We start from the raw sequence: 25,482 nt of genomic DNA on the forward strand, positions 1-25,482 counted from the left end.
CGACGCGCGCGAGGGGCCGCTCGTCAGCTTGTGGGCCCCTGGCCCGAGACTCTGTATGCTCCAGGATCGAATGAGCGAAGTGGACTGGCGATGGGCCGACGGCGGTCAGGAGCGAGAGGGCCCCTTGGGGGAGCTCCTCGCGGCGCTCTCGCGCGGAGAGATCGGCCCCGCGACGCGCGTTCGGCGCGCGGACTGGACCGACTGGCGCCCCGCGATCGACGTCGCCGAGCTGTTCCCGAACGTGACCGCGCCGCAGGCGCCGCCCTCATCGCCGCCGCGATCGGGCGGAGCGGTGGTCGTCGCCCCGATCGTCCCGCTGAAGCCCGCAGACGGTCCCCCTCCCCCCTCGAGCGCCGCCGCGGGTAAGGCGCCGGTCTCGAGCCCGCCGAGGCCGGTGCCGAGCGCTCGCGCGACGCTTGGCTTCCAGGGCGCGCGCGCGCAGCCTCCGCGCGCCGAGCCGCCGAGGCGGGTCAGCCAGGCGCTCACGCGAACCGACCTGACAGCGGCGACGGATCTGGTCGCCGTCGATCTCCCGTCCGACGAGGACAACTCGTCCGAATCCGAGCTCTCCATGTCTGATATCATTGAGGAAAACCAGGTGGACGAAGAGAGCGAGATCGACGCCGCGTTCGAGGCACTCGAGCTGGCGACCCCGAACGCGTCGGCACCGCCGCCGCCCAAGCCCGCATCTTTCGCCCCGCAGGCGCCGCCGCTGCCGTCACAAGCGGCGGAAGCGGCGAAGGCGCCGAAGGCCCCTTCGCTCCCACCGCAGGCCAAAGCGCCGTCCCTCCCGCCTCAGGCTGCAAAGGCGCCGTCGCTCGCTCCGCAAGCGCCGGCGCTGCCTTCGCAGGCGGCCAAAGCGCCGTCTCTCCCCCCTCAGGCGCAGCCCGCGCCCCCGCTCGCTCCGAAGGCTCCGCTCGCTCCGAAGGCCCCGCTGGCCCCGCTGGCCCCGCTCGCTCCGAAGGCCCCGCTGGCCCCGCTCGCTCCGAAAGCCCCGCTGGGTTCGGCCTCTGCGCCCGGCCCGGTCGCCTCGCCGCAACCGCCCCCCGTCGCCCCGCCGGCGCAGGCGCAGGCCGCCATGGCGCCCGTCGACGACGTGCAGGTCGCGACGGCCACCGGATCGCCCCCCCCCTCCGCGAACCCCGAGGCCACCGAGGCCGCCGAGAAGTCGCCGAGCGTCGCGCCCGCAGAGGCCGCCGAGAAGTCGCCGAGCGTCGCGCCCGCAGAGGCCGCCGAGAAGTCGCCGAGCGTGGCACCGAGAGCCCGCAGAGGCGCGCGCGTCGGCCGTTCCCCCCGTCGCTGCGCCGCTCGCTCGGGTGGCGGTGGGGTCGATCCCCGTGGTCGTCGAGAACACGGGCACCTACCGCTCGGTCGCGGCCCGCACCCGTCCGAAGGTCACCGCTGCCCCGGTGGTGGCTGTCGCGCCAACGCCAGCGGAGGCGGCCCCGGCGCCCGCGGAGCTCGCTCCGGGTGAGCCCCGGCTCACCGAGCCACTCCCGTCCAAGACGACGACGCTCATCGGACAGAGCCCGGTCGACCTGCCCGAATCGAGCCGCTCACCCGCGCCCGCTGCGGGCCGACCCGCGCCGGCGGTGAACGTGGCGACCGTCGTTGGGCACCCGGCGCCGCCCGCGCCCGTCGATCCGCTCGCGGCGACGGTCCTGCCCGACGCCCCGTCACCGCTGGCGGGGCTGGCCAACGCTCCGTCGCCACTCGCTTCGACGGAAGGCGGCGGCGGCGCGGTCGCGGCGGACGACGACGACCCCGTCCCACCGGTGGCCTCGCCTCTCCAGGGCAAGGGCCCGCTCGTCGTCGGAGGAGCGATCCTCCTCGCCGTCGTCGCGGGCGCGGCGATCGCTCTCCGTTCGAGCTCGACACCGCCGCCCACGACGGCGCCCTCGGCCTCCGCGTCGGCCTCCGCGCCGTCGGCGCCGTCGGCGCCGCCGGCCGCGCCCAAGCTCGACATCCGCTGCAAGCGCACGGACGCGCCCTCGTCGGTCGTGCGAAAGGCCGTCGTCGCGGCGGGGGTGGAGGTGCTCGCTCGCGAGGATACGCTCGCGGTCGGGTTCGCGAGCGCCGAGACCGTCGCCCAGGTCGTGAAGCTCGGGACGAACCTCGCCCCCACGCCGGCCGCCACGGTCACCGCGAAGGACCCGCTGCGGCGGGTGCAGCCCGTGCTCCGCGCGGGCAAGCTCGAGGCGTCGGCCGAGGTGGACGCGAAGGCGGGCGCCGTGGCTGCGCGGCGCGTGGTCGATTTCGATCCACCGTTCTTCATCGGCATCAGCGACAAGGGCATCGCCGAGGCGCGCGAGGGCGCGCCACCGAAGGAGCTGTTCCCGCTGCTCGGTGAGGGCCCCGTGGAGGCGCTGCGGGTAAGCCGCCTCGGGCCGCAGCGCGGCGTCGCCGTGGCGTTCCGGCAAGGCGGCGCCATCTACGCGGGCGTGGCGATCGGCGAGGAGCTCTCGCCCCGGGGAGGCCTCGAGAAGGCCGCGGGCCTCGGGCGCACGGGCGTCCCGAGCGTGGCGGTGAGCGGCGACGACTGGCTCGTGGTGTACGCCGATCGCTTCGACGCCGCGGGCCCTTGGTCGCTCCGCCTGTTCGGCGGGAAGCTCGGGGGCGCCGGCGGCGCGTCGGCTCCCACCACGTTCGAGCTCCCCAAGGCCGAGGCGAGCGAGGGCGCGATCGCCCCCTCCCTCGTCTCGCTCGGGCGGGGAGCGTTCCTCCTTGCGTGGACGGGCGGACCGGCGAGCGCCCACCAAGTGCGCGCGCAAGTCATCGACGGCGCGGGCGTGCCAGCGGGCGACGCCTTCGACGTGTCGGAGCGCGGCGCGAACGCGGGGCAGGCCCGAGGCGCCGTCAACGAGGCGGGGCGCGGAGCATTGGTGTACTTTGCAGCCAAGGACGCGGACTACGAGCTCCTGGCGGCGCCGATCGTCTGTAGCAAGGACGGCAAGTAGCGCGGGGCGGAGGCGCGGAAACGAAGAAGCGCGAGCCAGCGTCGCGGCGAGCCCCCGGTCCGCGATAGGATGGCGAGGTGCCCCCCGCCTCGACGCCCCCGCGCCCCCTCCTCCGCGGCTCGCTCCTCCTCGCCTTGGTCGCTTCGCTCTCCGTATCCGCGTGTGATCCCATCCAGAGCTCGCGCGTGGCGCGCGGCCAGCTCGTGACCACGGGGGTCGGCGCCTACGACGAGTACTTCCGCAAGGTCCACGACGCGCAGAACGAAGGGCGCGCGTGGGCCGACGAGCGCACCGAGAACCGCAAGCCGCTGGCCTCGGCGCTCGGCCTGCCCCCGCGGCCCTCGGCGGACACGCTGGTCGCTGCGCTGCGCGAGCGTGTGAGCTCGGGCACGTCTCTGCGACCGGCGGTGGAGGTCGCCGCCCGGGGCGAGCTGGCGCGCGCCGACCGTGTGGAGGCCCGCGCGCCGGCGCTCGAAGACCTCGCCAACCAGGCGGACGACCTGCGGCCGCGGGCAAAGCGCGAGCTCGCGAACGACGGGGCGAAGCGCCGCTCGACCGATGCCGAGCTCGCGGCCGCCGCGGAGGAGCTCCGCCACCTCGCGGTGTTCGCGCGCAGCCACGCGCACGAGGCGCGTCGCTTCGTGAACGATCTCTCCTCGGTCACCGGCACGAGCTACGCTGCCAAAGCGACACCCGCCCCGAGCGCGCCCCCGCCGGCCAAGAAGCCACCGGGCCGCGGCGCGGCCCCGCCGAAGCCCGCTGACCCGAAGCCCCCCGCGCCGAAGCCTGAGGTCTTCACGCCCTGACGTCGCGGCGTCGCGTTGGACAGCGCCGCTCTGCTAGTCCCCTGGAGTCGTGGTTCGTATCAGAAGTCCGGTCTTCGGTGTCATGCCGAGGAGCGATGGGGTGCCCCGTTTTCGGCGGCGGCGGGCCCGTCCTCAACTCGGACGTCGTTCCGCGCGGTGGAGGCGGCGCTTTGCGCTCAGGGGACAGTGGTTTCGGGTGTGACCGCGCGAGAACGCCGACCCTCGAACATGAGTATCCTCCCACCGCCGCCGAAAACGGGGCACCCCCTCGCTCCCTTGTGGCGAAAGGCCGAGCCGCGCGACTTCTGGAAGGGATCACGTTTCCAGGGGACTAGCCCGCGCGTGCCCCGGACTCACGGAGCGCGAACGCTGCCGCCACGGCGGCGGCGAGCGCGAGCGCGAGGAGGAACCGCCGGCTGCGCGCGGGCTGGGGAGTCTCCTCTCCGCGGGCGTCCGGGAGCGGCGCCTCGCGAGCGACGGTGTTTGGCGGCGGCGCGGGGATGGGCAGCTTCCTGTCGAGCCGCGCGGGCGCGACGCCAGCGTCCGCCTCGGAGGCGCCCGCGTCGGGCTTCTCGTCCACGAGGCCGGCCATCCAGTCGCGCGCGGCGGCGCGCAGCGGCTGGGGTCGCGACCCCACTGTGTACTTGTGCTCCTCCGGGGGGCCGTCCTTGTAGCGGTACGTGAGCCGAACGCCCTGGACGCGCGGCGGCAGCCCGCCGAAGGTGACGACCTCTTCGACCTTGGCGAGCGGCGAGCCCTCGTCGACGAGGCCCGCGGCGGGCATCGAGTACCCTGTGGCGTGGATGTGGGGGCTTGCGCGGAAGAGGGCTCCGCGCTCGGACGTGCGCACACGGGTGAGCTCGTCGAGCTTCCACGGGCTCCGCACGAACGCGGGCACCTTCTCGCCGGGGGACTTCTTGAACGATCCCGAGTCGAGGGCCCACACGCGGGTCTTCTCGTTGCAGAACTTGTAGGGGGCGCGGGGCGCGCCCTGCTCGAGCACGTCGTAGTCCTGGTAGTACTCGAGGTGCGGGTTCAGCTTCGTGTCGAGCCCCATGCAATCGGTGGGATAGGCGACGATGTGGCTGTCGATGGCGCCCGTGAAGGTGACCGCCACGTCGAGCGCCCGTTTGCCGTCGGGGAGAATGTCCGCGCGCGCGACGCGGGCGCCCGCGCCGAGCCCCGCCAGGACGAGCGCCGCCGAGGCCAGGACGCGCGCGGCCGACGAGGGCAATGGCGGCGGCGACGACGGCGGGAACGGCGACGGAGACGACACGGACGAGCGAGCGGGGCGGGCGACGCGCATGGCGCGCACTCTCGCCGAAGAAGCGCGCCGTGACCAGGCAAACGCAGCGCGCGTGCGCGCGGCGCTCAGGTGACGACGAGGACCTCGAAATCGACGAGCTTGCGCACGAACGCGTCGTCGAGATCGACGCGGTACTGGGTCTCGAGCTCGCGGAGCACCTCGGGGACCGGGCGGCCATCGAAGCGCCCGAGCAGCGAGAGGAGCGCCGTGGGTACGTCGAGCGGATCGTAGGTCGAGTAGCTCGAGATCCTCGCGTAATCCGGCCCGATGTCGACGATCTGGAACTCACCTACGCGGAGGCGTGGGGGCGACGACGCCTCCACGAGCGTCGCGTAGCTCGCCGCCGCGAGGCGCGCGCGGACGCGGAGCTCGGGTCCACCGATCGCGAGCACGTCACGCCACGCGAGGTCGTTCACGAGCCTGGCGCTCGCGCGGAAGAGCTCCGCCTCGCGGCCGAGCCACTCACCCCAGACCGTCTCGTACGCGTGCGGTTGATGGTCGAGATCGGCGCCGACGGGCCGGCTCGCGTGCTCGCCGACCGACGCGGGGAAGAGGCGGCGGAGGGCGTCGATGCCGAGGTCGAGCTCGAGCACGCACCACCGCGCGAGCGCGTGCTCGACGGAGAGCAGGAGCGGCTGGAGCGCCTCGACCCAGAAATCGTGGCCGACGGCGCCGCGGACGTGCTTACAGAACCAGGTCGAGCACACGCTCGCGCGGTTGCGCCACACGCCGCACCGGCCTCCGTCCTCATCGAGGTAGTGTGCGCAGCGCAGCGACGGCGTGCGTCCAAACCCGTCGTGATCGCCCGCGTGGCGGTAGCGCGCGGAGTACTCCTCGGGCACGCCGAGGCCGAGCGGCGTGACGCCCTGCCGCGCGGCGAGGCGCGCCTCGACCGTGGCGCGGCCGAGCCGACCGCTCGCGGTGCGGTCGAGGAGCGTGCGCCCGACGAGGAAGTTCGGCAGGCGGGGAAGGAACGTGCAGCACTTCACGGAGGGATCGAACGCGCGACTGGCGGCGTCGGGCGCGTCGCCCGGCGCCGGCACCATGGCGCAGTCGCCGCAGGTCGCCTCGACCTCACGGGGGATGGGGCCCGCGAGGAGATCCGCCATCCACCCCGCGTAGAGCGGCGGGAGCGGGCTCTCCTCCAGCACGGTGAGGCGGCGACGGACCATCCGCCGACCCTAACCCGAACGGGCCGCCCGCGGGCGCGCACAATCCCAAAAAAACTGACTCTTCTCGCGCTTTTGCGGCCATAGTCGCCCGGGCGCAACGAGTGTGCCATCTCCGCCGATCCTCTCGCTGCGGCAGGTGGCCTCGTCGCTGCGATCCTCAGACTACACCTCACACTACAAGATAGGCTTCCGGCGCTCGCTCCGCGGGCACCCGCCTCGCGTCGATCTCGACGGAAGCTGACACACTCATTTCGACCGGGCGCCTTACTTCTTCGCCGCGGCCTCTTTCGCGGCCTTCATGCGCCCGCGGAGCTTCGCCGCGTAGCCCTCTTTGTTCTCTTGCTTCACGCGCGCTATCGCGAGGGCGTCCGCGGGCACCGACTTGGTCACCGTGGTGCCCGTGGCCACGTAGGCGCCTTCGCCCACCGTGACGGGGGCGACGAGCTGCGAGTCGCTGCCAATGAACGCGCCGGCGCCGATGGTGGTCGTGTGCTTCTGGAAGCCGTCGTAGTTGCAGAAGATGGTGCCCGCGCCGATGTTCGCGCCCGCGCCGATGACGCCGTCGCCGAGGTAGGCGAGGTGGTTCGCCTTCGCGCCCTTCGCCATGGTGGTCTTCTTGGTCTCGACGAAGTTGCCGACGTGGGCCTCCTCCCCGATCGTGCTCTCGGGCCGGAGGTGCGAGAACGGGCCGATCTGGGCGCCCGCGCCGATGCTCGAGCGGGTCGCCACGGTGTACGGCTTCAGGTGTGCGCCGGCCTCGACGACCACGTCGGTGAGCACGCAGCCCACGTCGATGACGGCGCCGGCTCCCACGCGCGTCGCGCCGCGGAGGACCGCGTACGACTCGACGACGGCGTCGCGCTCGACCACCACGCCGGAGTCGACGCGGGCGCCCTCGCGGACGGTCACGCCCTCGAGGCGGAGCCGCCGGAGGATACGCGCCTGCAGCTGCTCCTCCGCCGCGCAGAGCTGCGTGCGGTCGTTGACGCCCTCCATCACGTCGGCGCGAGAGGCCACACCGACGACCCGCTTGCCCGAGCTGGCCGCGAACGAGACGATGTCGGTGAGGTAGTACTCGTTCTGCGCGTTGTTGGTCGTGAGGCTGCCCAGCGCGTCCGACAGGAACGAGAGGCTCGACGCGTAGATGCCTGGGTTTATCTCGCGTACCGCGCGCTCGTCGTCGGTCTTCAGGTCCTTCTGCTCGCGGATCTCGACGATCTGCCCGGTGGGGTCACGCAGCACCCGGCCGTATCCCTGCGGGTTGTCGATGGAGCAGGTGGCGAGGGCGAGCCCGGCGAGCGGATCGGCGTCGAGCTTCTCGGCGACCGCGCGCACGTCGGGCCCCGAGAGCAGCGGCACGTCGCCGTAGAACAAGAGCACCCGCTCGGTGTCGGGCAGCCCCTCGAGCACCGCCGCGAGGCCGGCGCGCGCGGCGTCGCCGGTGCCGCGCTGCTCGACCTGAAGCGCCGTGCGCACGCGATCGCCGAACGCCTCGGCGAGCGCCGCCTCGACCTGCTGGCGCCCATGCCCGACGACCACGACCACGTCGTGGCAGCCCGCGTCGAACGCCGCCTGCACCGGGTAGTACACGAGCGGCTTGCCGCAGATGCGGTGGAGCACCTTGGGCAGCGCGCTCTTCATGCGCGTGCCCTGCCCCGCGGCGAGGATGATGGCGGTGGTCTTGACCTGAAGGACCTGAAGCGGTTCGCTCATCGGGGGCTCCGTCGTGGCCGCGCACCGCACGTTCGCGGCGAGGCTCGCGTACGGTAGACCCGTTCAAGCCCATCCGAAAGCCCTTGCTTTCCGCGTAGTCCGTGAACTTAACGCGTCGCATAAACGACATGACGCAGCGCGTGCTCGCTCGCTCCCGCGGGCCGCTTCGACCACAATGAGGCGCGAGACCGCTGGCGCGGCGCGCATTCCGCGATCGCCCAAGCGGACGCGGAGGCCTCCGATCCATGCGTGTCGAACCCAAGCCCGGCGAGAGCACCCGCTCGCCCGCGAAAGCCCCCGCCGCAGCCCCCGCCCGCGTTGCAGGCCGCGCGCCCGCGCGCCCGCTCGCCCGCTCGCTCCGAGGCGTCGGGCTCGGCGGGCTCGTGCTTGGGGCCATGGCGTGCGGCGATTTCGACACGTCGCGCACCACCCCCGTGCGCGCGAGCCTCGGCACCGAGATGTACGGCGTGCTCTGCGATCGCGTCGGAGCGCAGGCGCTGCGCGAAGACCTGAACGGCGCGTCGTTCCGCGGGCTGTGCCACAAGACCAACGGCAAGTTCACCGACAAGGTCGACACGACCAAGCTCCCGGCCCTCCTGGTCAGCGGCAAGGACGTGTCCGGCAAGCCGGTCCCCGCCGACAAGCAGCGCGCGGCCCGCGCGTACGCGATCGCCCGCGTGGAGAGCTTCGCCCGCCGTCGCGACGACCTCATCGAGGCGTTCGACGCGACCTTCCCGGACGCCGTGATTCCGGTGAAGGACCTCGCGAACCCGGACCCGAAGAGGTCGTGCAACGCGCCGCAGAAGAGCGGCGAAGGGAAGCTGAACGACGAGCTCGCGCGGATGCTCGGCCAGATGGCCGACCTGTACCTCGACGGCACGTTGCCGCAGTCGACCCAGTCGCTCGCGAAGGTCATCAACGCGTTCCGCGAGTCGGAGGAGGCCCAGGTCGCGTGGGCCCGCCTCGGCGCACGCCGGGGCTACCGCCCGAACGAGGTCGCGCTGGGCGCTGCGCGGCCCATGGCGGGTTACCCGCGCCTGCGCGATCTCGCGAACACCGCGCTCAACGTGATGTCCGCGGACTCGAAGCCTTACGAGGGCGCGAAGGTCCCGGGGTTGCCGCGAGCGCTCGTGCCGGGGGCCGCCAACGCCCAGTTCAACAAGATGCTCGAGGTGGCGCAGAAGGAAATGTTCCACATGACGGCCGACCCGCTGTCGGCGCCGCTCACGGCCACCACCGACGCGCAGCTGGGGCGCGCGGTGCTGTCGCGCCCGCGTGACTCGATGGAGATCGTCGAGACCGTGATGCTCACGAGCGACCCTTTGTTTGGTGGCGGCCCGCCCAGGTACATCGTGCGGCGCGACGCGCGAGGCTTCGCCGCGCTGGCGGGGCCCGCGGGCGCGCCCTTCGTCGACGCCAACGGCGACAAGCTCCCCGACGTGGACGACCTCGGCCAGTTCGTGACGAGCAACGGCGCGCTGGCGCCCTCGCCCTTCTACTACCCCGGCGGAGAGGTCACGACGCCGCGCGACCCGTCCGGGCGCGCCGTGGTCGGCAACAGCCTGCTCTACTCCTATGTAGACACGAGCCACACCTTCGCGGCGCAGATGCTCGCCGACATGCGCCCGCTCATGAACCCGGACGCGACCCAGAGCCACGAGACCGTGATGGACGCCGTGGCCGGCGCCTACGTCGCGATGGGCGCGCGCGACGGCAAGCCGGCGAGCAAGCGCGACTTCCCGAGCGGTCCGGTGCAGTACGACAGGTTCCAGGCCGAGACCTCGCCCATGCTCGACCTCGTGTACGGCCTGCTCGTCGCGCTCGGCGACAAGAACGCCGACGAGGTGCTGCAGCTCACGCGGTCGCTCTTCATCGACAAGAACGCGGAGATCGCGCGCACCGTGGGCGCGCTCCTCACGGCCCAGGAGAGCGCGAAGGCGCCCGAGTACGACGGCGCGAAGATCCCTGCCAACTCGGTCTTCTGGGACGAGGTGCTCGACGTCGCCGCGAAGATCGCGAAGGAGCCCGGCCTCCTCGAGGACCTGATGGCCGCCATGGCCAACGAGAAGACCTCGCAGCTCGGCGCCGCGATGGCGAACTTCGCCAAGTACAAAGACCGCATCAGCTACAACCGCGACAACATCAACGGTCCGGCGTTCAACGTGACCACGCGCTCGACGACCGAGATGAAGACTCCGGTCGATCGGGGGCAGAAGATCACAGGCGACAACCGGAGCGCGCTGCAGAAATTCCTGCAAGCCGTGGCCGACACGGCGGGCGTGGCCATGTGCAACCGCAAGGACGGCAAGGCGCACGCGAAGCTCGGCATCGAGCTCACGATCCCGACCGACAACATCCTCTTCGCGTTCGAGGACGCGGCCGACCGGGCGAACGGCTTCCGCGAGTGCCGCGCGCTCAAGATCACCGACATGGCCCAGTTCTACCTGGGCGCGATCTCCGGGCTGCCCGGCAAGGGAGTGCTCTACCTGCGCGACGGGCTGATGCGGGACGGCGCGCTGGGGATCGGCGCGACGGCGGCGAACGTGAGCCTCATCGAGGACGCCTCCGGCCTGAAGGGCTTCTGGACCGGCCCCGACGCGCGCGAGCTCCGCCCTACTCCCACGTGGCTGAACCGCCTCGTGCACTTCGACTTCAACGACACGAAGAACGCCAAGTCGAAGCTCTTCATCAGCGATCTCAACGGCGAGCACATCGGCTCGGCGATCTGCCCCGAGCGGGTGATCCCCGATCCGTGCAAGGGCAACTCGGGGTGCGGGCCCGGCGCCGCCGTCGCGCCCGACGGCATGGTCCGCGGCCTGCGCTCGTGCAAGGAAGGCGACTGGTTCGACCAGCGCGACCGCGACGCGCTGTTCGTGCTCGAGCACTTCGGGTTTTACGACGCCATGCAGCCCACCGTCGCCGCCTTCGTGGGCAAGAACCGCGAGGACCTCTTCGTCGAGCTGTCGGTCATCATGAGCCGGCACTACGCGAACGCCGACGCGTCGGCGTCCGAATGCGAGGTGGCTCCGGGCAAGAGCTGCGTCCGCGACAACCTCGTGTCGTACGAGCCGCTGCTCTCGAACGTGTTCGCGCAGGACGTGCTCCCGGCCGTGGTGGCGCTCTCGAAGGAGCTCAACTCCATGCTCGTGAAGCGGTGCACGGCGACCGACCCGACCACGAAGGCCTGCACCAAAACCGAGACCGTGACCGGCACGCAGGTGTTGGCCGCCGCGACGCGCTCCCTCCTGTCGCCGGATCTCGCCAAGACGAGCGGCCTCAAGAACCGCCGCGGCGATGTCACGGGCCTTCGGAATGATGGCTCAAAAACCCCACAAGTTACGCCAATTTACCTCATCACGAACGCGCTCTCGGCCATCGACAAGACCTTCGCCGACTACGACGTGGCGCACCCCGAAGAGAAGGGCGAGCGGCTCGTGCGGTGGCGCCGCGCGCGCTCGCAGCTCGTCGACCAGTTCGTCAGCGTGACCGGCAAGGGGACAAGCTCGAAGTTCGCGAACCCCACGCTGAGCAAGCTCACGCCGGTCATCACCGAGCTGCTCCGGTCCCAGCTCTACGCGCGCTGCCCGCGCTCGTTCTCACCGCCGTACGAGCGGTGCGCGTGGATCCAAGACGATCTGCCCAAGAAGATGAGCGACGCGGTGGGCGGCCCGTCGTTCGCCACCGCGATGGACCTCACCGACGCGCTCCGCAAGGACGAGCCGGCCCGCAAGGAGCTGCAGACGCTCATGCAGTACCTCATGGACGAGGCCTCCAAGAACGACGCGCTCCAGGCGACGCTCGCCTCCGCGACCGACGTCGCGCAGGTGCTGAAGGACGAGCAGAACCTCGTGCCGTTCATCCGCGTGCTCTCCACGGCGATGGCCCCCACGAAGAAAGACGCGAAGGGCGATGTGCTCGAGAAGGGCCTCATCGACGCGCAGTCGGCGCTGCTCGCCAAGATGGCGGGCCGCGCGCTCGACACGGACGGCACGGAGATTTGCGCGCGCGAGATCGATCCGAACCAGGTGATCACCGTCGTGCTGGGCAAGCTCGTGACGCCGCTCCCTGGTGGGCCGCAGAAGGGCAAGACGCCGCTCGAGGTCATGATCGACGCGATCGCGGAGGTGAACCGCCTCGACCCCACGCGCCCCCCCGAGGAGCGCCTCGCGAACCCCGACTACCGCAACATTTCGGACAACGTGTCCGACTTCCTTCTGAACAAGGAGCGCGGGCTCGAGCAGTTCTACGAGGTCGTGCGCAACGGGGTGCGCTGACCTCTCACCCGCCCACTTGACCACGCGCCCGACCGCGAGCCGCGACCACGACGCGCGGGCGCGTGGGGTGGCGGTCCTTTTCGCTCCCCCAACGTGCCGACCCCGGCGACAATGACCGCAAGCATGCCCCCCATCCTCCAACGACACCGCACGCGGACGCGCGCTCTGCGAGCGGCCACGGTCTTCGCGGCGGCTTGGGCGAGCGTGAGCGCGATCGCGACCGCGACCGACGCCCACGCGGCGGGCCTCTATTTCTCCGACCGCGGTGTGCGATCCGTGGGCCGCGGCGGCGCGTTCGTCGCGGGCGCCGACGACCTCGGCGCGGTGTGGTCGAACCCGGCCGGCCTCGCCGACGCGGGCACGAGCATCTTGCTCGACAGCACCTGGCTGAACTTCTCGACCGAGTTCAAGCGCCGCACGCAGGTGGTCGACGCGAGCGGCACCGTGCGCGTGTACGAGTACCCCACGGTGAAGGGCTCCACGCCGTTCCTGCCCATCCCCACGATCGCCGGCTCGTACGCCTTCGGCGACAAGAAGCAGTACACGCTCGCGGGCGCGATCCTCGCCCCGTACGTGCCCATCGCCACCTACCCCGCCACCATCGACGGCCAGCCCTCGCCATCGCGGTACTCGCTGCTCTCGATGGACGGCTCCGCGCTCGTGCAGCTCGGCGGCTACTTCGCGTGGAAGCCGATCCCAGAGGTGCGCATCGGCGCCGGCGTGGACGTGCTGGTAGGCAAGTTCGCCTCCACGGTCGTGTTCAACGCCAACCCGGCCGACCGCCTCATCGGCGCCCCCGAGGACCCGAACTACGACGCCACCTCGCAGCTCAGCGCGGGCCCCATCTTCGCGCCAAGCGGCGGCCTCGGCGCCGTGTTCGAACCCGAGGAGCACGTGCGCATCGGCGTGTCCGGGCACCTCCCGTTCTGGATCTCGGCGCCGGCGACCCTGAAGGTGCGCCTCCCCACGGCGGCCCCGTTCGACCGCGCCAAGCAGGACGGCGACGAGGGCAACGTCAAATTTCGCCTGCCCGGCACCCTGCGCGCGGGCGTCGAGTTTCGTCAGAAGCTCGGCAACGAGAAGCAGGTGCGCATCGAGGCCGCGTACGTGCGCGAGTTCTGGTCGGCGCACGACAGCATCGACATCACCCCCAACAACATGTCGCTGCGTGACGTGACCGGCTTCCCGACGCCGTTCAAGGTCGCGCCCATCTCCTTGCCTCGGAACTTCCAGGACTCGAACTCGGTGCGCTTGGGCGGCGAGTTCACCTTCAAGGAGCCGCTCTACAACTACCGCACGGCGCTCCGCGCGGGCATCTCCTACGAGACCTCGGCCATCCCCACCGAGTGGGTGTCGCCGCTCACGGTCGACACGAACAAGGTCCAGGTCGGCGGGGGCGCGGGGCTCTACATCGGGAAGTGGCGGCTCGACGCGGCGTTCTCGTACATCTTCGCGCCCGACGTGGAGGTCGACCCGGCCACCGCGATGGTCCCGCGCGTGAACCCCGTGAAGGGCAATCCCACGGCGAGCGAGGCCGTCAACGGCGGCACGTACACGATCCGCGCGCTCACCCTCGGCGGCGGCTTGAACTACAAGTTCGACTAGTCCCCTGGAGTCGTGGTATCAGGCGGGCTGCGGGGGGGCGGGTGGACCGAGCCGGCGAAGGTCACGCGGGACAGGGGAGCTTGCGGCGGCGGCCCGCGCGGGCCCGTTCGACAGAGAAACGTCGACTGTTGGGCGTGCCGCTCGACGGCGCACCGCCGGGGGTCACTCGTGGAAGTGGAACCACTGCGTGGGGTAGTCGGTCACGAAGGCCGTCATCGCGTCGGCCACGCGCTGGGCCGCGGCCTGCAGGGTCGCCTCGTCCGCGCTGCGCGGCACGAAGATGGGCTCGCACACGCGCACGTGGTAGCTGCGGAACGCCGCGCGCACACAGAAGAGCGGCACGATCGGCGCGCCCGAGAGCTGGGCCAGCCGCACGGGCCCTTGGGGGATGCGCCCCGGCGCGCCGAAGAGCTCGACGTCGAAGGTCTTCATGCCTTGAGGTGTGCGGTCGCACAGCAGGGCGACGATGCCCTTCTCGCGGAGCGCGCGGAGCAGGGGCAGCGCGGCGAGGGGATCGTCCCCGGCGTGGGCGACCTTCACGCCCGCGCGCTCGCGGACCTCGTCGTGAAACTTCCGCGCCACCGGGTCCCGCTCGGGCTCCATCACGATCGTCACCTGTGTGCGCACGCGGTCGGCGAAGAGCGCGCCGAGGACGTCCCACCCGCCCGAGTGCACGCTCGCGACGATGACGCCACGATCGCGGTCGAGCGCCGCGTACATGTTCTCTTTGCCGTCGACCGTGTGGCTCTGGAACGAGACGCCGTTCTTCGAGCCGGCGGCGAGCGCCTCGGCGAGCGACGCGGCGTAGGCGGCGAAGGTCCGCGCCGTGTCGACCGTGTCGGCCGCGGGCCCGCGACGACCTCGGACGCGCGTGAGGTTGCGCTGCACCGCGTGGCGCGCCTCGGGCACCAGCGCCATCGCCGCGAGCGCGATGAGCGGCGGGCTGTAGCGAAGGAGCCAGGTGGGCCCCTTCGCCGCGCCGAGCAGCGCGAGGCGCCGCCAGAAATAGCCATCGTAGCGGAGGCGTCCTTCCATCGTGAAGTCGGAGGTTTAGCACGCGGGGGCGCGCGTCGTTCGCCGCGCGCGCGCGCCACCTCGCCCGCGCCTCCGGGCCGAAAGGTTGACCGAGGCGCCTCACAGTGCGAGGAGGTAGGACATGACGGGTCTGCGCGCACACGCTCGAGCCCTGGGGATCGTCCTCACGCTCACCTCGCTCGCTGCCCACGCCGCCACGGCGAACGCGGCCGACGCCCCCGCGACGAGCGCGACCCCCGCGAGCCCGCCAGGCCCAGCTCCGCTTCCCGCGCCGGCGACGAGCCCGAAGCCCGCGCCCGCCAAGCCCGCGCCCGCGACGAGCCCGAAGCCCGCGCCCGCCAAGCCCGCGCCCGCCAAGCCCGCGCCCGCCAAGCCCGCGCCCGCGGCGCAGAGACCCGCCGCTCACAAGCCCCCACCGCCGAAGCCCCCGCCGCACAAGCCGGCGCCGGCAAAGCCGAGCGCCGCCAAGCCGGGCGCCGCCAAGCCAGGCGCGTCGCCTCACGCGGCCCTCCCTGCGACGGCGGCCGCGCCCAAGGCTGGCGCGCCCGGGCCCACGCGCGACGAGGATCCGAAGGGGCGGCGCGCCGTCGCCGGAGGCTCGACCCTGGACGAGGCCGCCCTCGGCGCCGAGAGCGCGGAGCTCGGCGCCCTCCACGACGCCGAGCGCGAGCTCTTCCCACCGGGCATACCGCCGCTGGGCACCCCGTGGCCGAAGGACGAGCCCTCGCCGATGGCCACGGAGGGGACGCCGCCGCGCCCGCATAGCTCGGGCCCGCCCCCGAAGGTGCTGTCCGCGGGGGGCGCAAGCGGCGCGACCGATCGGGATCTGTCGTGGCTCGAAGGCCTCGAGCTCCCCGAGCTCCCCGTGCGCTGGGACGCCCGCCTCGTGCGCTACCTCGAGTTCTGGCGCGACGATCCGCGCGGCCACGCCATGTTCGCCACGTGGCTGCGGCGGAGCGGCCGCTACCGCGACACGATCCGCAAGACGCTCGCGAAGAAGGGCCTCCCCGGGGATCTGGTGTGGCTGGCGATGGTCGAGAGCGGCTTCGATCCCAAGGCGCGCTCGCCCGTGGGCGCGCTGGGCATGTGGCAGTTCATGCCCGGCACAGGTCGGATCTATGGGCTCTCTCAGGACCGGTGGGCCGATCAGCGCATCCACGTGCCGAGCGCGACCGAGGCGGCCGCCGACTTCCTCGCGGACCTCTACCGGCGCTTCGGCACGTGGGAGCTGGCGATGGCCTCGTACAACATGGGGTACGGCGGCATCACCGGCGTCGTGAAGAAGTACAACTCGAACGACTACTGGGCGCTGTCGCACCTCGAGGGCTCGCTGCCCTGGGAGACCACGCTCTACGTGCCCAAGATCCTCTCGTGCGCGATCGTCGGCCGGAACCTCGCGAGGTTCGGTTTCCAGGCCGTGGAGCTCGAGGCCCCCGTCGTCGGCGACGAGGTGGTCGTGCCGCCGGGCACCCCGCTCGCCACGGTGGCCCAGGCCGCGGGGTGCAAGCCCAAGGAGGTCGAGGCGCTGAACCCCGAGCTCCGGGCGGGCCGCACGCCGCCCACCGACGGCCCCGGCTACGCCGTGCGCGTGCCGCCAGGGAGAGGGCCGGCGTGCGCACAAGCGCTCGCGAAGCAGCGTGGCGTGCCCGCGGATCGCTACGTCGTGAAGACCGGCGAGTCGCTGAGTGACATCGCCGACAGCCACCGGGTGGCCACGTCGCGGCTCGTCGAGCTGAACGGCATCGCCCCCGGCGAGGTGCTGCACGGCGGCACCGTGCTGCTGGTGCCGGCGCCCGCGCCCGCGCCCGCGGGGAGCGCGCCCGCGACGACGCCCGGGACGCCCGCAGAGGCGCCCGCACCCTCGACGAGCCCGGAGGGCGAGCGCCCCGTCGTGATCGTGCCAGCCGACGTGTACGTGTACCCCGATCGAACGCGTGTATTTTACAGGGTGAAGACGGGCGACACCGCCGGCTCGCTGGCGGAGGCGTTCGGCGTCACCTCGGACGAGCTCCGCCGCTGGAACGCCCTCGATCTGCGGGCGCGCCTGCTCGAGGGGATGACGCTCCAAGTGTTCGTCGCCGACCGCGAGAAGCTCGCTCAGACGCGCTGGCTCAGCGAGGGCTCGGTGCGCACTGTCGTCGCCGGCAGCGAGGAGTTCTTCGCTCATTTCGAGGAGAAGGGGCGACGCCGCATCGTCGTGCAGGCCGCCGCCGGCGAGACGCTCGAGGTCATCGGCAAGCGCCACGGCGTGTCGGCCAAGCTGATGGAGCGTATCAACCGGCGAGGCAAGTCGGAGCCGCTCGCCGCGGGGGAGAGCGTGGTGCTGTACGTGCCCCACAACGACGGCCCGCGACCAGGCGAGCTGGCCGCCCGCGCCGACGTGCTGCCCCTCCCCCCCCCCTGAGCGCTTTGGCCGAGCGCGGCCGCCCGGGATCCGGGCGAGCGGCGGGTCCCCTGTCGCGTGTAGAGTGGCCGCATGCAAGGCCCGGTCAAGCTCGTCGAGCAGCGCTGCCCCAGCTGCAACGCCCCCCTTCAGGTCGATCCCAACCTCACGGTGGTGACCTGCCGCTACTGCAACAATTCCATCTCGATTCAGCGCGCGAAGGCCCCGCAGACCCGGGTGTCGCAGTTCGGCGCGCCGGGCCATGTGCCCTCGACGGTGCTCTACATCCCATCGGGCGCGGTGGGGGCCACGGTGGCCACGTCGCTCATCCCGGTGCTCATTCCGGTCGCGATCATGCTCGTCGTGGGCGTCGGCGCGGGCGTGAGCGCCTTCGGGCGACGGTTCGTCTCGCTGCCCACGCAGTGCCGCCCGAACGAGACCCTCATCCTGAGCGGCAAGAACTACGACGGCGACAAACCGGTGGTCGAGGCGAGCGTGAACTGCAAGCTCACCCTCAAAGACAGCACGCTGAAGTCATCCGACGTGATCGTGAAGGGCGGCGTCAACCTCGAGCTCAAGATCATCAACAGCAAGCTCACGAGCAAGACGACCGTCCTCGACCTCGCCACGACGAACTCGAAGGTGTGGATCAGCGACAAGAGCGAGCTCCACGGCGGGGAGGTGGGCGTCAAGGGCGAGGGCAACGCGGAGATCGAGGTGCGCAACTCGACAGTCACCGGCGGGCAGGCGGCGATCGATCTCGGCTCGAACGCGAAGGTGTCGCTCGTCGACGCGACGCTGAAGGGCAAGGAGCACGGGCTGAAGACGACGACGAACGGCAAGGTCACGGCGAAGTCCTCGACCATCACCTCCGACGAGGTCGGCGTGCAGCTCGCGGGGTCGAACGGCTCCATCGACGCGCGCGGCCTCACCGTGAGCGCCGGGGACGCGGCGCTCCTCGTCGAGCACAACGGAGACCTGAAGCTCGCCGACAAGAGCGCCCTCACGTCGTCCAGAGGCGACGCGGTGGCCACGAAGGGGTCGAACGTGAAGCTCTTGCTCGAGGACTCGAAGCTCGTGGCGAAGGACACGGCGCTGCGCCTCGGCACCAACGCGGACGTGCGCCTGCGCAAGGGCGCCAGCGTGCAGGGCGAAAAGGAGGGGCTCCACGCCGACCACAACCTGAAGCTCTCCGTCGAGGGCGCCACCCTCACGAGCTCGGGTCCGGCGGTGACGGGCACCTCGAACGCCGAGGTGAGAGTGCTCGCGGGCAGCGCGGTGAAGGGCGCGCCCGCGTTCGCGTTCCCCTCGAAGCCCTCGCGCTTCGACGTCGCCGAGGGCACGGTCACGGGGGAGAGCCAGCTCGAGAGCCGCGCTTCCGCGAGCGCGGCGAGCCCAAGCGCGGGCATGCGCGCCGCGATCGCGGCGACGGGAGCGCAGATGAAGGCCTGCAAGGACCCGGGACACGGCACCGTGGTCGCGCGCTTCGTGGTGCTCCCCGCGGGGCGAGTCGCGACGGTCTCGGTGTCGGGCTCGGCCTCGCGCGCGGCCCAGGAGTGCGTGGCCGCCAAGCTCCGCGCCACCACCTTCCCCGCCGGCAACGGCATCACGAACGTGAACACGAGCTACACGCTGTAGCCGAGGCGCCTCGCGCGGGGCGAGGCCCACGCGGCTAGCTAGTCCCCTGGAAGCGTGATCCCTTCCAGAAGTCGCGCGGCTCGGCCTTTCGCCGCAAGGGAGCGAGGGGGTGTCCCGTTTTCGGCGGCGGTGGGAGGATACTCATGTTCGAGGGTCGGCGTTCTCGCGCGGTCACACCCGAAACCACTGTCCCCTGAGCGCAAAGCGCCGCCTCCACCGCGCGGAACGACGTCCGAGTTGAGGACGGGCCCGCCGCCGCCGAAAACGGGGCACCCCCTCGCTCCTCGGAATGACACCGAAGACCGGACTTCTGATACGAACCACGACTCCAGGGGACTAGCGCTTCAGGGACACCGAGCGGGGTGGCGCGACCTGCACGCCCGTGGGCGCGTGCACGCCGCGACCGTTGACGACCTCGATGTCGCCCGGCTTCGCGCAGTCGCCGGCGCACGCGACGGCGCCGCCGCTGCTCGGCGCGGGGGTGCGGGGTCCGTCGCCTGGGTCGGCGTCGGCGTCCGGGAGCGCGGGCAGGCGGCCCTCGTCGAAGCCCGCTGGCACGAGGTAGATCTCGGTGGTGGGCGGGTAGAAGTCGGTCGACTCCTCGGTCTTCGAGGTGCCGTTTTCGTACACGAGCTGGCGAGTTCGCTTGATGCGGAAGCCCTTGATTCCATGCTGTTTTCGGACGACCCGATTGGCCGGAAGCCCGGGCTCCTCGACGATTTTTCGCTTGTAGGGGAGCGTGGCGACGACGTCGCGACCGAAGACCACCCGCGCGGGCTTCGACTTGCCGAGCAGCTCGACGCGGAGGGTGTTCCCGGTCGACTTCGTGTGCACCACCACCGGGAACGGGTGCGGGTTGCGCACCTTCAGGTCGACGGCGGGGAACACCACCGTGGAGTCGAGGCCCATGGGGATGTAGGCGCTCGGACGCGAGTGCGGCAGCCGCTCGAGCACGTCGAGGCCACCGAAGAGCACCGCCGCGTGAAACGTCGACGCGACCTGGCAGGTGCCGCCGCCCACGCCCTCGACCATCTCGCCCTTGAAGATCTCCCAGCTCCGCTGGAAGCCGTTCGCCTCGCTGCGCTCGCCCACGATCTCGTTGAAGCTGACGAGCTGTCCGGGCGAGAGCACGAGCCCCTCGAGCTTGGAGGCCGCTACGTCGATGTTGCGGCCGCGCCGGGCCTGATCGCCACCCCGCGAGAAGTGCGTCTCGAACTCGCCGACGACGGTGGAGACGTCGAGGCTCGCGAGGTACGAGCTCGACACGCGCGGCGGCACCGTGAGCGTGACGAGGGGCAGCGCGCTGGGCTCGTTCTTGTGGCCGCTCCGCGCCAGGTCCTCCACCCGCGCGAGCGTCGCGTCGAGGTCGACGTAGACGCCGTCGACCCCAGGGAGCGTGGCGTGCTTGTCGAGGTCGAGCTTGGCTGGGGTGGGCGCGACGTCGATCTCGGCCTTCACGGGCTCGAGGCGCGCGACGCCCTTGTCGCGATCGACCGCGAGCGCGAGCGGTACGTCGAGCTCGCCCCGCGCCGCCTCACGCGCGAGCTGGAAGCGCTCGAGCAGCGAGCCGTCGCGGCCGAGCGCGGCGATGCGCTGGAGCGTGCGCGCCTCGTCGACCGCGAGGCCGAGCTCGGCGAGGGTGGCGGTCGTGGTGCCCTTGCCGCTCGTGAGGGTCACCACCCGCCCCTCGAGCGCGGCCTTGCGAGCCCGGACCTCCGCGGCGCCGTCGCTGCCCCGGGGGATCTCGACCCCGTCGACGCGCAGCCCCGGCAGCGCGGGGGTGTTCGGGAGGGCGTACGGGCGCGCCACGAAGGCGCCCGCGGCGAGCGCGACCGCGACGAGCGACACGACGAGGAGCCGGGTGGGTGTGGGGGTGCGCATCCTGATCGGCCGAACGCTCGGCGCCTCCGGGCGCATCCGTCGTCCTCGGGACGCCACTATAGGCCGCCGGACGCGCCGAGGTGAAGCGGACGGGCACTGCACGCGCGTTCCACGTCGCGCGCTCGGCTCGACGAAGCCGCGTTTCGGGTATGCTCCGAAGTCGCTTGAAGACCTGCCCACGCTGCAAGATGCGCTTCGAGAACGCGGCGCGTACGTGCGTCTTCGACGCGACCCCGCTCGAGGAGGTCGCCGACGTGCGCCTCGGCACCACGCTGTCGGGGCGCTACGTGATCGACGAGGTGCTCGGCGAGGGGGGCATGGCGACCGTCTACGGCGCCACCCACAAGCTCACCGGCAAGCCCGTGGCGCTGAAGGTCATGCACCCGACGCTGGCCACCGACGCGGTCGTGCGCGAGCGCTTCCGCCGGGAGGCGAAGAACGCCCAGAAGCTCACGCACCCGAACATCATCGAGATCTACGACCAGGGTGAGACCGAGGACGGGACGGCGTACATCGCGATGGAGCGCCTGCACGGGGCGCCGCTCTCGGCGACGATCGGCTCGCGCACCATGACGCTGCGGCGCGCGCTCCACATCATGGTGCAGCTCGCGCGTGGCGTCGCCCGCGCGCACGACCTCGACGTCGTGCACCGGGACATCAAGCCGGACAACATCTTCCTCTGTCAGCGCGACGACGGCACCGAGCTGGTCAAGATACTTGACTTTGGCATCGCCAAATCGATGCACGACAGCCGGCTCACCGGGCAGGGAGAGCTGTTCGGCACGCCGCAGTACATGGCTCCAGAGCGCATCAAGAACGCGGAGGTGGGACCGGCCGCCGATCTCTACGCGCTCGGCGTCGTCTTCTACGAGCTGCTCACCGGCGAGCTGCCCTTCGACGCGGCCGACATCGCGACCTTCTTCGTGAAGCACCTCCGCGACGTGCCGCCGCCGCCGAGCGCGCAGAACCCGGAGGTGCCGCCCGAGCTGGACGCGCTGGTGGCGACGATGCTCGCGAAAGAGCCCGGGGAGCGCCCGGTCGACGCGCACCGCGTGCAGACCACGGCGCTCGAGATCCTGACGGCGCTCTCGCTCGACGCGCCACCCACCCCCGAGACGCTGAGCGAGAGCTCGGCGCAGCGCTTCACCCTCGAGCCGGCCTCCGACCACGGCGTCTGGCGGAGGCGCGTCGCGGTGTTCGACGACATGCTCACGGTCGCGTACGGCGACCACAGGAAGGCCCCCAAGGAGCTCCTGGAATGCCTCCTCACCGTGCACGAGCTCGTCGCGCGGCACGCGCAGGCCCATTTCGAGCGCGACCTCGCGCGCCGAACGGCCGATCGCGCGGTGGCGGAGCACCGTGAGCAGCGCCTCCAGCTCGGCTTCGCGGTCGACGTGCTCGGCCAAGACGCGTCACGGGCCAAGGAGGAGGCGCGCGCGGCGCAGGCGCTCACCGTGAACGGGCGCGCGCGGGACGAAGAGTTCGCGACGCGGCTCCGCGCCCTCGCAAAGGAGCAGCTCTTCTGGGAGGGCCGCTCCGGTTTTCGTGAACCAAGCGCGGAGCTCGCCGACGCCTACGAGCAGCTCGCCGCCACCACCCGCGAGTGGCTCGCCTCGCGCGGAGAGCACGCCGAGCGCGTGGCGCAGCTGTCCACGAAGGAGGCGAGGGTCCTCGACATCGACTTCCAGCTGCGCGAGCTGCGCGCGGCCCTCGCGAACCTGGAGCAGCGCGGCGACGAAGAGCGCGCCCGTGAGGAGCGCGAGGCCGAGGAGCGCGAGGCGATGTGCGCGACCCTCGAGGCCCAGCTCATCAGCGAGACGCAGCTCTTCTGCATGCCGCTCCGCAAGCGCCGCGAGCTCGGCTCTCACTTCGAGCAGCTCGAGGCCGACGGGGCCCACGCGTGACGGGCCGGCTCCTCGCGGGAGATCCCCGCGTGGCCGACCTCGTGGCGCGCACGACCCGCGCGGAGGCCGCGACCCCAGGGCCACCGGCGCCCGTGTCGGTCCTGTACGGCGGCGCACACCTGTTTCGCGCGGGGGCGATCGAGAAGCTCGGCGAGCTCGCGCGGCGCGCCTTCGAGGCCCACGTCGCGAGCGACGACGACGTGTGCGCGATCGTCGGCGAGTCGGCGCGGCCCGTCGCCTCGGCGGTGCGAGCGCGCGTGGCCCAGCGCCTGCGCGAGCGGCCCCTCGACGATCTCCGCGTCGACTTCGAAGACGGGTATGGGGCCCGCTCGGAGGCCGACGAAGACCTCGACGCGGCGCGCGTCGGCGAGGCGCTCGCGGGCTACGCGGGCGCACGCGGGGGGGAACGGCCCCTCCCGCTGCTCGGCGTGCGCACGAAGGCCTTCGACGGCGACACCGGAGGCCGCGCGGCGAGGACGCTCCTCGCTGTGCTCGAGGGCCTGGGAACGCGAGGCGGCGACCTGCCCCCGCGCTTCGTGGTGACGCTCCCCAAGGTGCGCGACGCCCGCGACGTGGCGCTGTTCTGCGAGCTGCTCACGCTCGCGGAGTCCGAGCTGGGGCTCTCCCCCGGCGCGGTCGGGCTCGAGCTCATGATCGAGACCCCCGAGGCCCTGCTCGACGCAGGCGGCGCGGTCGCGACGCGCGCGCTCGTCGGCGCTGGCGGAGGCCGCGTGACCTCGGTGCACCTCGGGGCCTACGATCTCCTCTCGACGCTCGGGGTGTCGGCGAGCGCGCAGTCCCTCCAGAGCCCGCTGTGCGGCGCGGCCCGCGCGCTCATGCAGCTCGGCGCGGCGGGCACGGGGGCGCGGGTCGTCGACGGCGCCACCACGCGCCTGCCGCTGCCCGTCCATCGCGGCGACGCGCTGACGGACGCGCAGCGCGCCGAGAACCACGCGGCGATCCAGGGGGCCCTCCGCGAGCACGCCGCGAACGTCACTTCGGCCCTCGCGATCGGCGTGCACCAAGGGTGGGACCTGCACCCCGCGCAGCTCGTTGGCCGGTACCTGGCGGTCTACGCGCACTACCTGACGGGCCTCGGGGCCGCCAGCGCGCGCCTCGCCACGTTCACCGCGCAGGCCGCGCGGGCGTCTGCGACGGGCCAAGCCTTCGACGACGCCGCCACGGTCCACGGCCTCCTTGGTTTCTTCCGGCGGGGGCGCGCGGCCGGCGCGCTGCTCGAGGACGAGACGCCGCCCCTCCTCGGACACGCGCTCCCGTAGCCAAGGGGCCGGCTCGGCCGACGAACCAGGCCCGGCGCAGGCGCCCCCTCACGAGGATGTGGCAGAAGGTGCGCTCGGTTTGCGGTCGCGTGTGCTTGATTTTGGCGCGCGCGCGACAAAGTCGGTACCCTTTTCCCATGCACCGTCGCGCTCTTGGTCCCTTGGTCGTCGCTTCGCTCGTGGGCCTCGTTCTCGCGCCGCTCGCGTGCTCGAGCGGGGGCGGCTCTCTGCCGTCTGCGGTCACGAACACCTCGGGCGACGGCGCGGTCCTCTTCCTTCCGCCGGGCGTCGTGATCGACGCGGCGGTCGGCGACGCGACCCCGGACACCAGCACGGCGGTGGACGCGCAAGGCGACGCCCCGTCGGTCGACCTCGAGTGCAAGAACGGCAAGATCGATCCCAACGAGACCGACGTCGACTGCGGCGGCCCGAAGTGCAACCGCTGCGCCGACGGGAAGCGCTGCGTCGGCAAGGAAGACTGCCTCGGCGGGTTCTGCGATCCCTCCAATAAGCAGTGCTCCTCCCCGACCTGCTCGGACGGCGTCAAGAACGGCGACGAGACCGACGTCGACTGCGGCGGCACGGCGTGCGTCCGCTGCGGCGCGGGCCGGCGCTGCACCGCCGACGGCGACTGCAAGAGCCTCAGCTGCAACCTCGTCGACTCGGCGTGCGCGTGCCCGGCGCGCATGGTGACCGTGCCCAAGGCCACGGGCGGCGCCTACTGCATCGACGAGACCGAGGTGACGAAGGGCGACTACGACAAGTTCCTGCGCGCCAACGTGGACGTGACCAGGCAAGACGGCGCGTGCAGGGCCGCGCCCCCCCCTGGCTCTCCGCCTGGCACCCCGCCGTCGACCGGGAACACCACGTTCGTTCCCAATGGGAACTGGCCGCCGCCGCAACCTCTGTCCACGTCGTACGGCCTGCCGGTGACGAACGTCGACTGGTGCGACGCGGCCGCCTACTGCACGTGGGCCGGCAAGGTGCTGTGCGGCGACACGAGCGGCGCGGCGATCCCGGCCGCCGAGTACGCCACGGCGTTCACCCGCGCGGACAAGGACGCCTGGTACAACGCGTGCAGCGCCCAGGGCGCCAACGCCTATCCGTACGGGCCCACGTACATGAGCGGCCCGATGCCGCCAGCGCCTTGCAACACCAGCCCAGGGGGGCCATGGCTCGTGGCGGAGTACGCCGACACTGGCTCGTACACTTCGGTCCCGATCGACCCGGCCCGGCCGCAATTCCGCTCCTGCCAGGGCGGTGTCGTCGGCCTCTTCCACATGAGCGGGAACGTGGCCGAGTGGGAGAACTCCTGCGATGGCACCGCCCTGGGCTCCAACTGCCGAATCCGCGGCGGCAGCTACGACTCGGGTTCCGGCGCGAGATGCGACGCCGCAGACAGCGCGCCTCGCGATCGGAACGTGAGCGCAAGCATCGGCATTCGCTGCTGCCAGTTCTAGTCACGGGCTGGTGCTGAAAGCCGCCACGCGCGTGAGCCAGGCACTTCGGGCGCCTGCACGCGCCCCAC

The 25,482-nt window shown here is 72.1% G+C and carries 14 protein-coding genes; 9 read left to right on the forward strand and 5 right to left on the reverse strand.

Annotated elements, in window-relative coordinates:
- Nucleotides 1-70 precede the first annotated feature (70 nt).
- Both IPQ09_19825 and IPQ09_19830 read left to right on the forward strand, forming a co-directional pair.
- Nucleotides 71-1,474, forward strand: a complete 1,404-nt coding sequence (locus IPQ09_19825) for a DUF4339 domain-containing protein (GenBank protein ID MBL0196430.1) — start codon at nucleotides 71-73, stop codon at nucleotides 1,472-1,474.
- Between the two features lie 1,560 nt (nucleotides 1,475-3,034).
- Nucleotides 3,035-3,763 (forward strand): hypothetical protein, encoded by a 729-nt coding sequence (locus IPQ09_19830; protein MBL0196431.1) that lies wholly within the window; start codon nucleotides 3,035-3,037, stop codon nucleotides 3,761-3,763.
- 331 nt (nucleotides 3,764-4,094) lie between these two features.
- Here IPQ09_19830 and IPQ09_19835 read toward each other — a convergent pair whose 3' ends face one another.
- The 3 genes from IPQ09_19835 to glmU all read right to left on the reverse strand — a co-directional run bounded on the left by IPQ09_19835 (nucleotide 4,095) and on the right by glmU (nucleotide 7,954).
- Nucleotides 4,095-5,069 (reverse strand): hypothetical protein, encoded by a 975-nt coding sequence (locus tag IPQ09_19835; GenBank protein ID MBL0196432.1) that lies wholly within the window; start codon nucleotides 5,067-5,069, stop codon nucleotides 4,095-4,097.
- A 65-nt stretch (nucleotides 5,070-5,134) separates the two neighbouring features.
- Nucleotides 5,135-6,241: a hypothetical protein gene (locus tag IPQ09_19840; protein MBL0196433.1), complete on the reverse strand. Its 1,107-nt coding sequence runs from the start codon at nucleotides 6,239-6,241 to the stop codon at nucleotides 5,135-5,137.
- Nucleotides 6,242-6,505: 264 nt separating this feature from the next.
- Nucleotides 6,506-7,954: a bifunctional UDP-N-acetylglucosamine diphosphorylase/glucosamine-1-phosphate N-acetyltransferase GlmU gene (gene glmU / locus IPQ09_19845; GenBank protein MBL0196434.1), complete on the reverse strand. Its 1,449-nt coding sequence runs from the start codon at nucleotides 7,952-7,954 to the stop codon at nucleotides 6,506-6,508.
- Nucleotides 7,955-8,199: 245 nt separating this feature from the next.
- On the opposite strand from glmU, the gene IPQ09_19850 reads away from it, so the two are divergent.
- Nucleotides 8,200-12,228 (forward strand): hypothetical protein, encoded by a 4,029-nt coding sequence (locus IPQ09_19850; GenBank protein MBL0196435.1) that lies wholly within the window; start codon nucleotides 8,200-8,202, stop codon nucleotides 12,226-12,228.
- A 123-nt stretch (nucleotides 12,229-12,351) separates the two neighbouring features.
- On the forward strand, nucleotides 12,352-13,833 hold the full coding sequence (locus IPQ09_19855) for an outer membrane protein transport protein (GenBank protein MBL0196436.1): 1,482 nt from the start codon (nucleotides 12,352-12,354) through the stop codon (nucleotides 13,831-13,833).
- Between the two features lie 162 nt (nucleotides 13,834-13,995).
- Here the strand turns inward: IPQ09_19855 and IPQ09_19860 are convergent, their stop codons facing one another.
- Nucleotides 13,996-14,868 (reverse strand): lysophospholipid acyltransferase family protein, encoded by an 873-nt coding sequence (locus IPQ09_19860; protein ID MBL0196437.1) that lies wholly within the window; start codon nucleotides 14,866-14,868, stop codon nucleotides 13,996-13,998.
- Between the two features lie 121 nt (nucleotides 14,869-14,989).
- Between IPQ09_19860 and IPQ09_19865 the strand changes: the two genes are divergently transcribed.
- A complete protein-coding gene (locus IPQ09_19865; GenBank protein ID MBL0196438.1) occupies nucleotides 14,990-17,272 on the forward strand; it encodes a LysM peptidoglycan-binding domain-containing protein in 2,283 nt (760 codons plus the stop codon).
- A 72-nt stretch (nucleotides 17,273-17,344) separates the two neighbouring features.
- Nucleotides 17,345-18,889: a hypothetical protein gene (locus IPQ09_19870; protein MBL0196439.1), complete on the forward strand. Its 1,545-nt coding sequence runs from the start codon at nucleotides 17,345-17,347 to the stop codon at nucleotides 18,887-18,889.
- A 336-nt stretch (nucleotides 18,890-19,225) separates the two neighbouring features.
- Here IPQ09_19870 and IPQ09_19875 read toward each other — a convergent pair whose 3' ends face one another.
- Nucleotides 19,226-20,770 carry a VanW family protein gene (locus tag IPQ09_19875; protein MBL0196440.1) on the reverse strand — a complete coding sequence of 515 codons (1,545 nt, stop codon included), beginning with the start codon at nucleotides 20,768-20,770 and terminating at the stop codon, nucleotides 19,226-19,228.
- A gap of 164 nt (nucleotides 20,771-20,934) precedes the next feature.
- Here IPQ09_19875 and IPQ09_19880 point away from each other — a divergent pair, with 164 nt between their 5' ends.
- The 3 genes from IPQ09_19880 to IPQ09_19890 all read left to right on the forward strand — a co-directional run bounded on the left by IPQ09_19880 (nucleotide 20,935) and on the right by IPQ09_19890 (nucleotide 25,414).
- A complete protein-coding gene (locus IPQ09_19880; protein ID MBL0196441.1) occupies nucleotides 20,935-22,674 on the forward strand; it encodes a protein kinase in 1,740 nt (579 codons plus the stop codon).
- Nucleotides 22,671-23,954, forward strand: coding sequence for a phosphoenolpyruvate kinase (locus IPQ09_19885; GenBank protein MBL0196442.1), 1,284 nt, complete (start codon nucleotides 22,671-22,673; stop codon nucleotides 23,952-23,954). The genes IPQ09_19880 and IPQ09_19885 overlap by 4 nt, the downstream gene beginning before the upstream one ends.
- Before the next feature lie 137 nt (nucleotides 23,955-24,091).
- Nucleotides 24,092-25,414, forward strand: coding sequence for an SUMF1/EgtB/PvdO family nonheme iron enzyme (locus tag IPQ09_19890; protein ID MBL0196443.1), 1,323 nt, complete (start codon nucleotides 24,092-24,094; stop codon nucleotides 25,412-25,414).
- Nucleotides 25,415-25,482: the final 68 nt, after the last annotated feature.

The sequence above is a fragment of the Myxococcales bacterium genome (assembly GCA_016720545.1).
Taxonomy (GTDB): Bacteria; Myxococcota_A; Polyangia; order Polyangiales; family Polyangiaceae; genus JAAFHV01.

What these genes read in the sequence shown, in the direction of transcription:
- IPQ09_19825 (MBL0196430.1), top strand. Translation starts at nt 71, where the DNA reads ATGAGCGAAGTGGACTGGCGATGGGCCGACGGCGGTCAGGAGCGAGAG.
- IPQ09_19835 (MBL0196432.1), bottom strand. Translation starts at nt 5,069, where the DNA reads ATGCGCGTCGCCCGCCCCGCTCGCTCGTCCGTGTCGTCTCCGTCGCCG.
- IPQ09_19840 (MBL0196433.1), bottom strand. Translation starts at nt 6,241, where the DNA reads ATGGTCCGTCGCCGCCTCACCGTGCTGGAGGAGAGCCCGCTCCCGCCG.
- glmU (MBL0196434.1), bottom strand. Translation starts at nt 7,954, where the DNA reads ATGAGCGAACCGCTTCAGGTCCTTCAGGTCAAGACCACCGCCATCATC.
- IPQ09_19850 (MBL0196435.1), top strand. Translation starts at nt 8,200, where the DNA reads ATGCGTGTCGAACCCAAGCCCGGCGAGAGCACCCGCTCGCCCGCGAAA.
- IPQ09_19855 (MBL0196436.1), top strand. Translation starts at nt 12,352, where the DNA reads ATGCCCCCCATCCTCCAACGACACCGCACGCGGACGCGCGCTCTGCGA.
- IPQ09_19860 (MBL0196437.1), bottom strand. Translation starts at nt 14,868, where the DNA reads ATGGAAGGACGCCTCCGCTACGATGGCTATTTCTGGCGGCGCCTCGCG.
- IPQ09_19865 (MBL0196438.1), top strand. Translation starts at nt 14,990, where the DNA reads ATGACGGGTCTGCGCGCACACGCTCGAGCCCTGGGGATCGTCCTCACG.
- IPQ09_19870 (MBL0196439.1), top strand. Translation starts at nt 17,345, where the DNA reads ATGCAAGGCCCGGTCAAGCTCGTCGAGCAGCGCTGCCCCAGCTGCAAC.
- IPQ09_19875 (MBL0196440.1), bottom strand. Translation starts at nt 20,770, where the DNA reads ATGCGCACCCCCACACCCACCCGGCTCCTCGTCGTGTCGCTCGTCGCG.
- IPQ09_19890 (MBL0196443.1), top strand. Translation starts at nt 24,092, where the DNA reads ATGCACCGTCGCGCTCTTGGTCCCTTGGTCGTCGCTTCGCTCGTGGGC.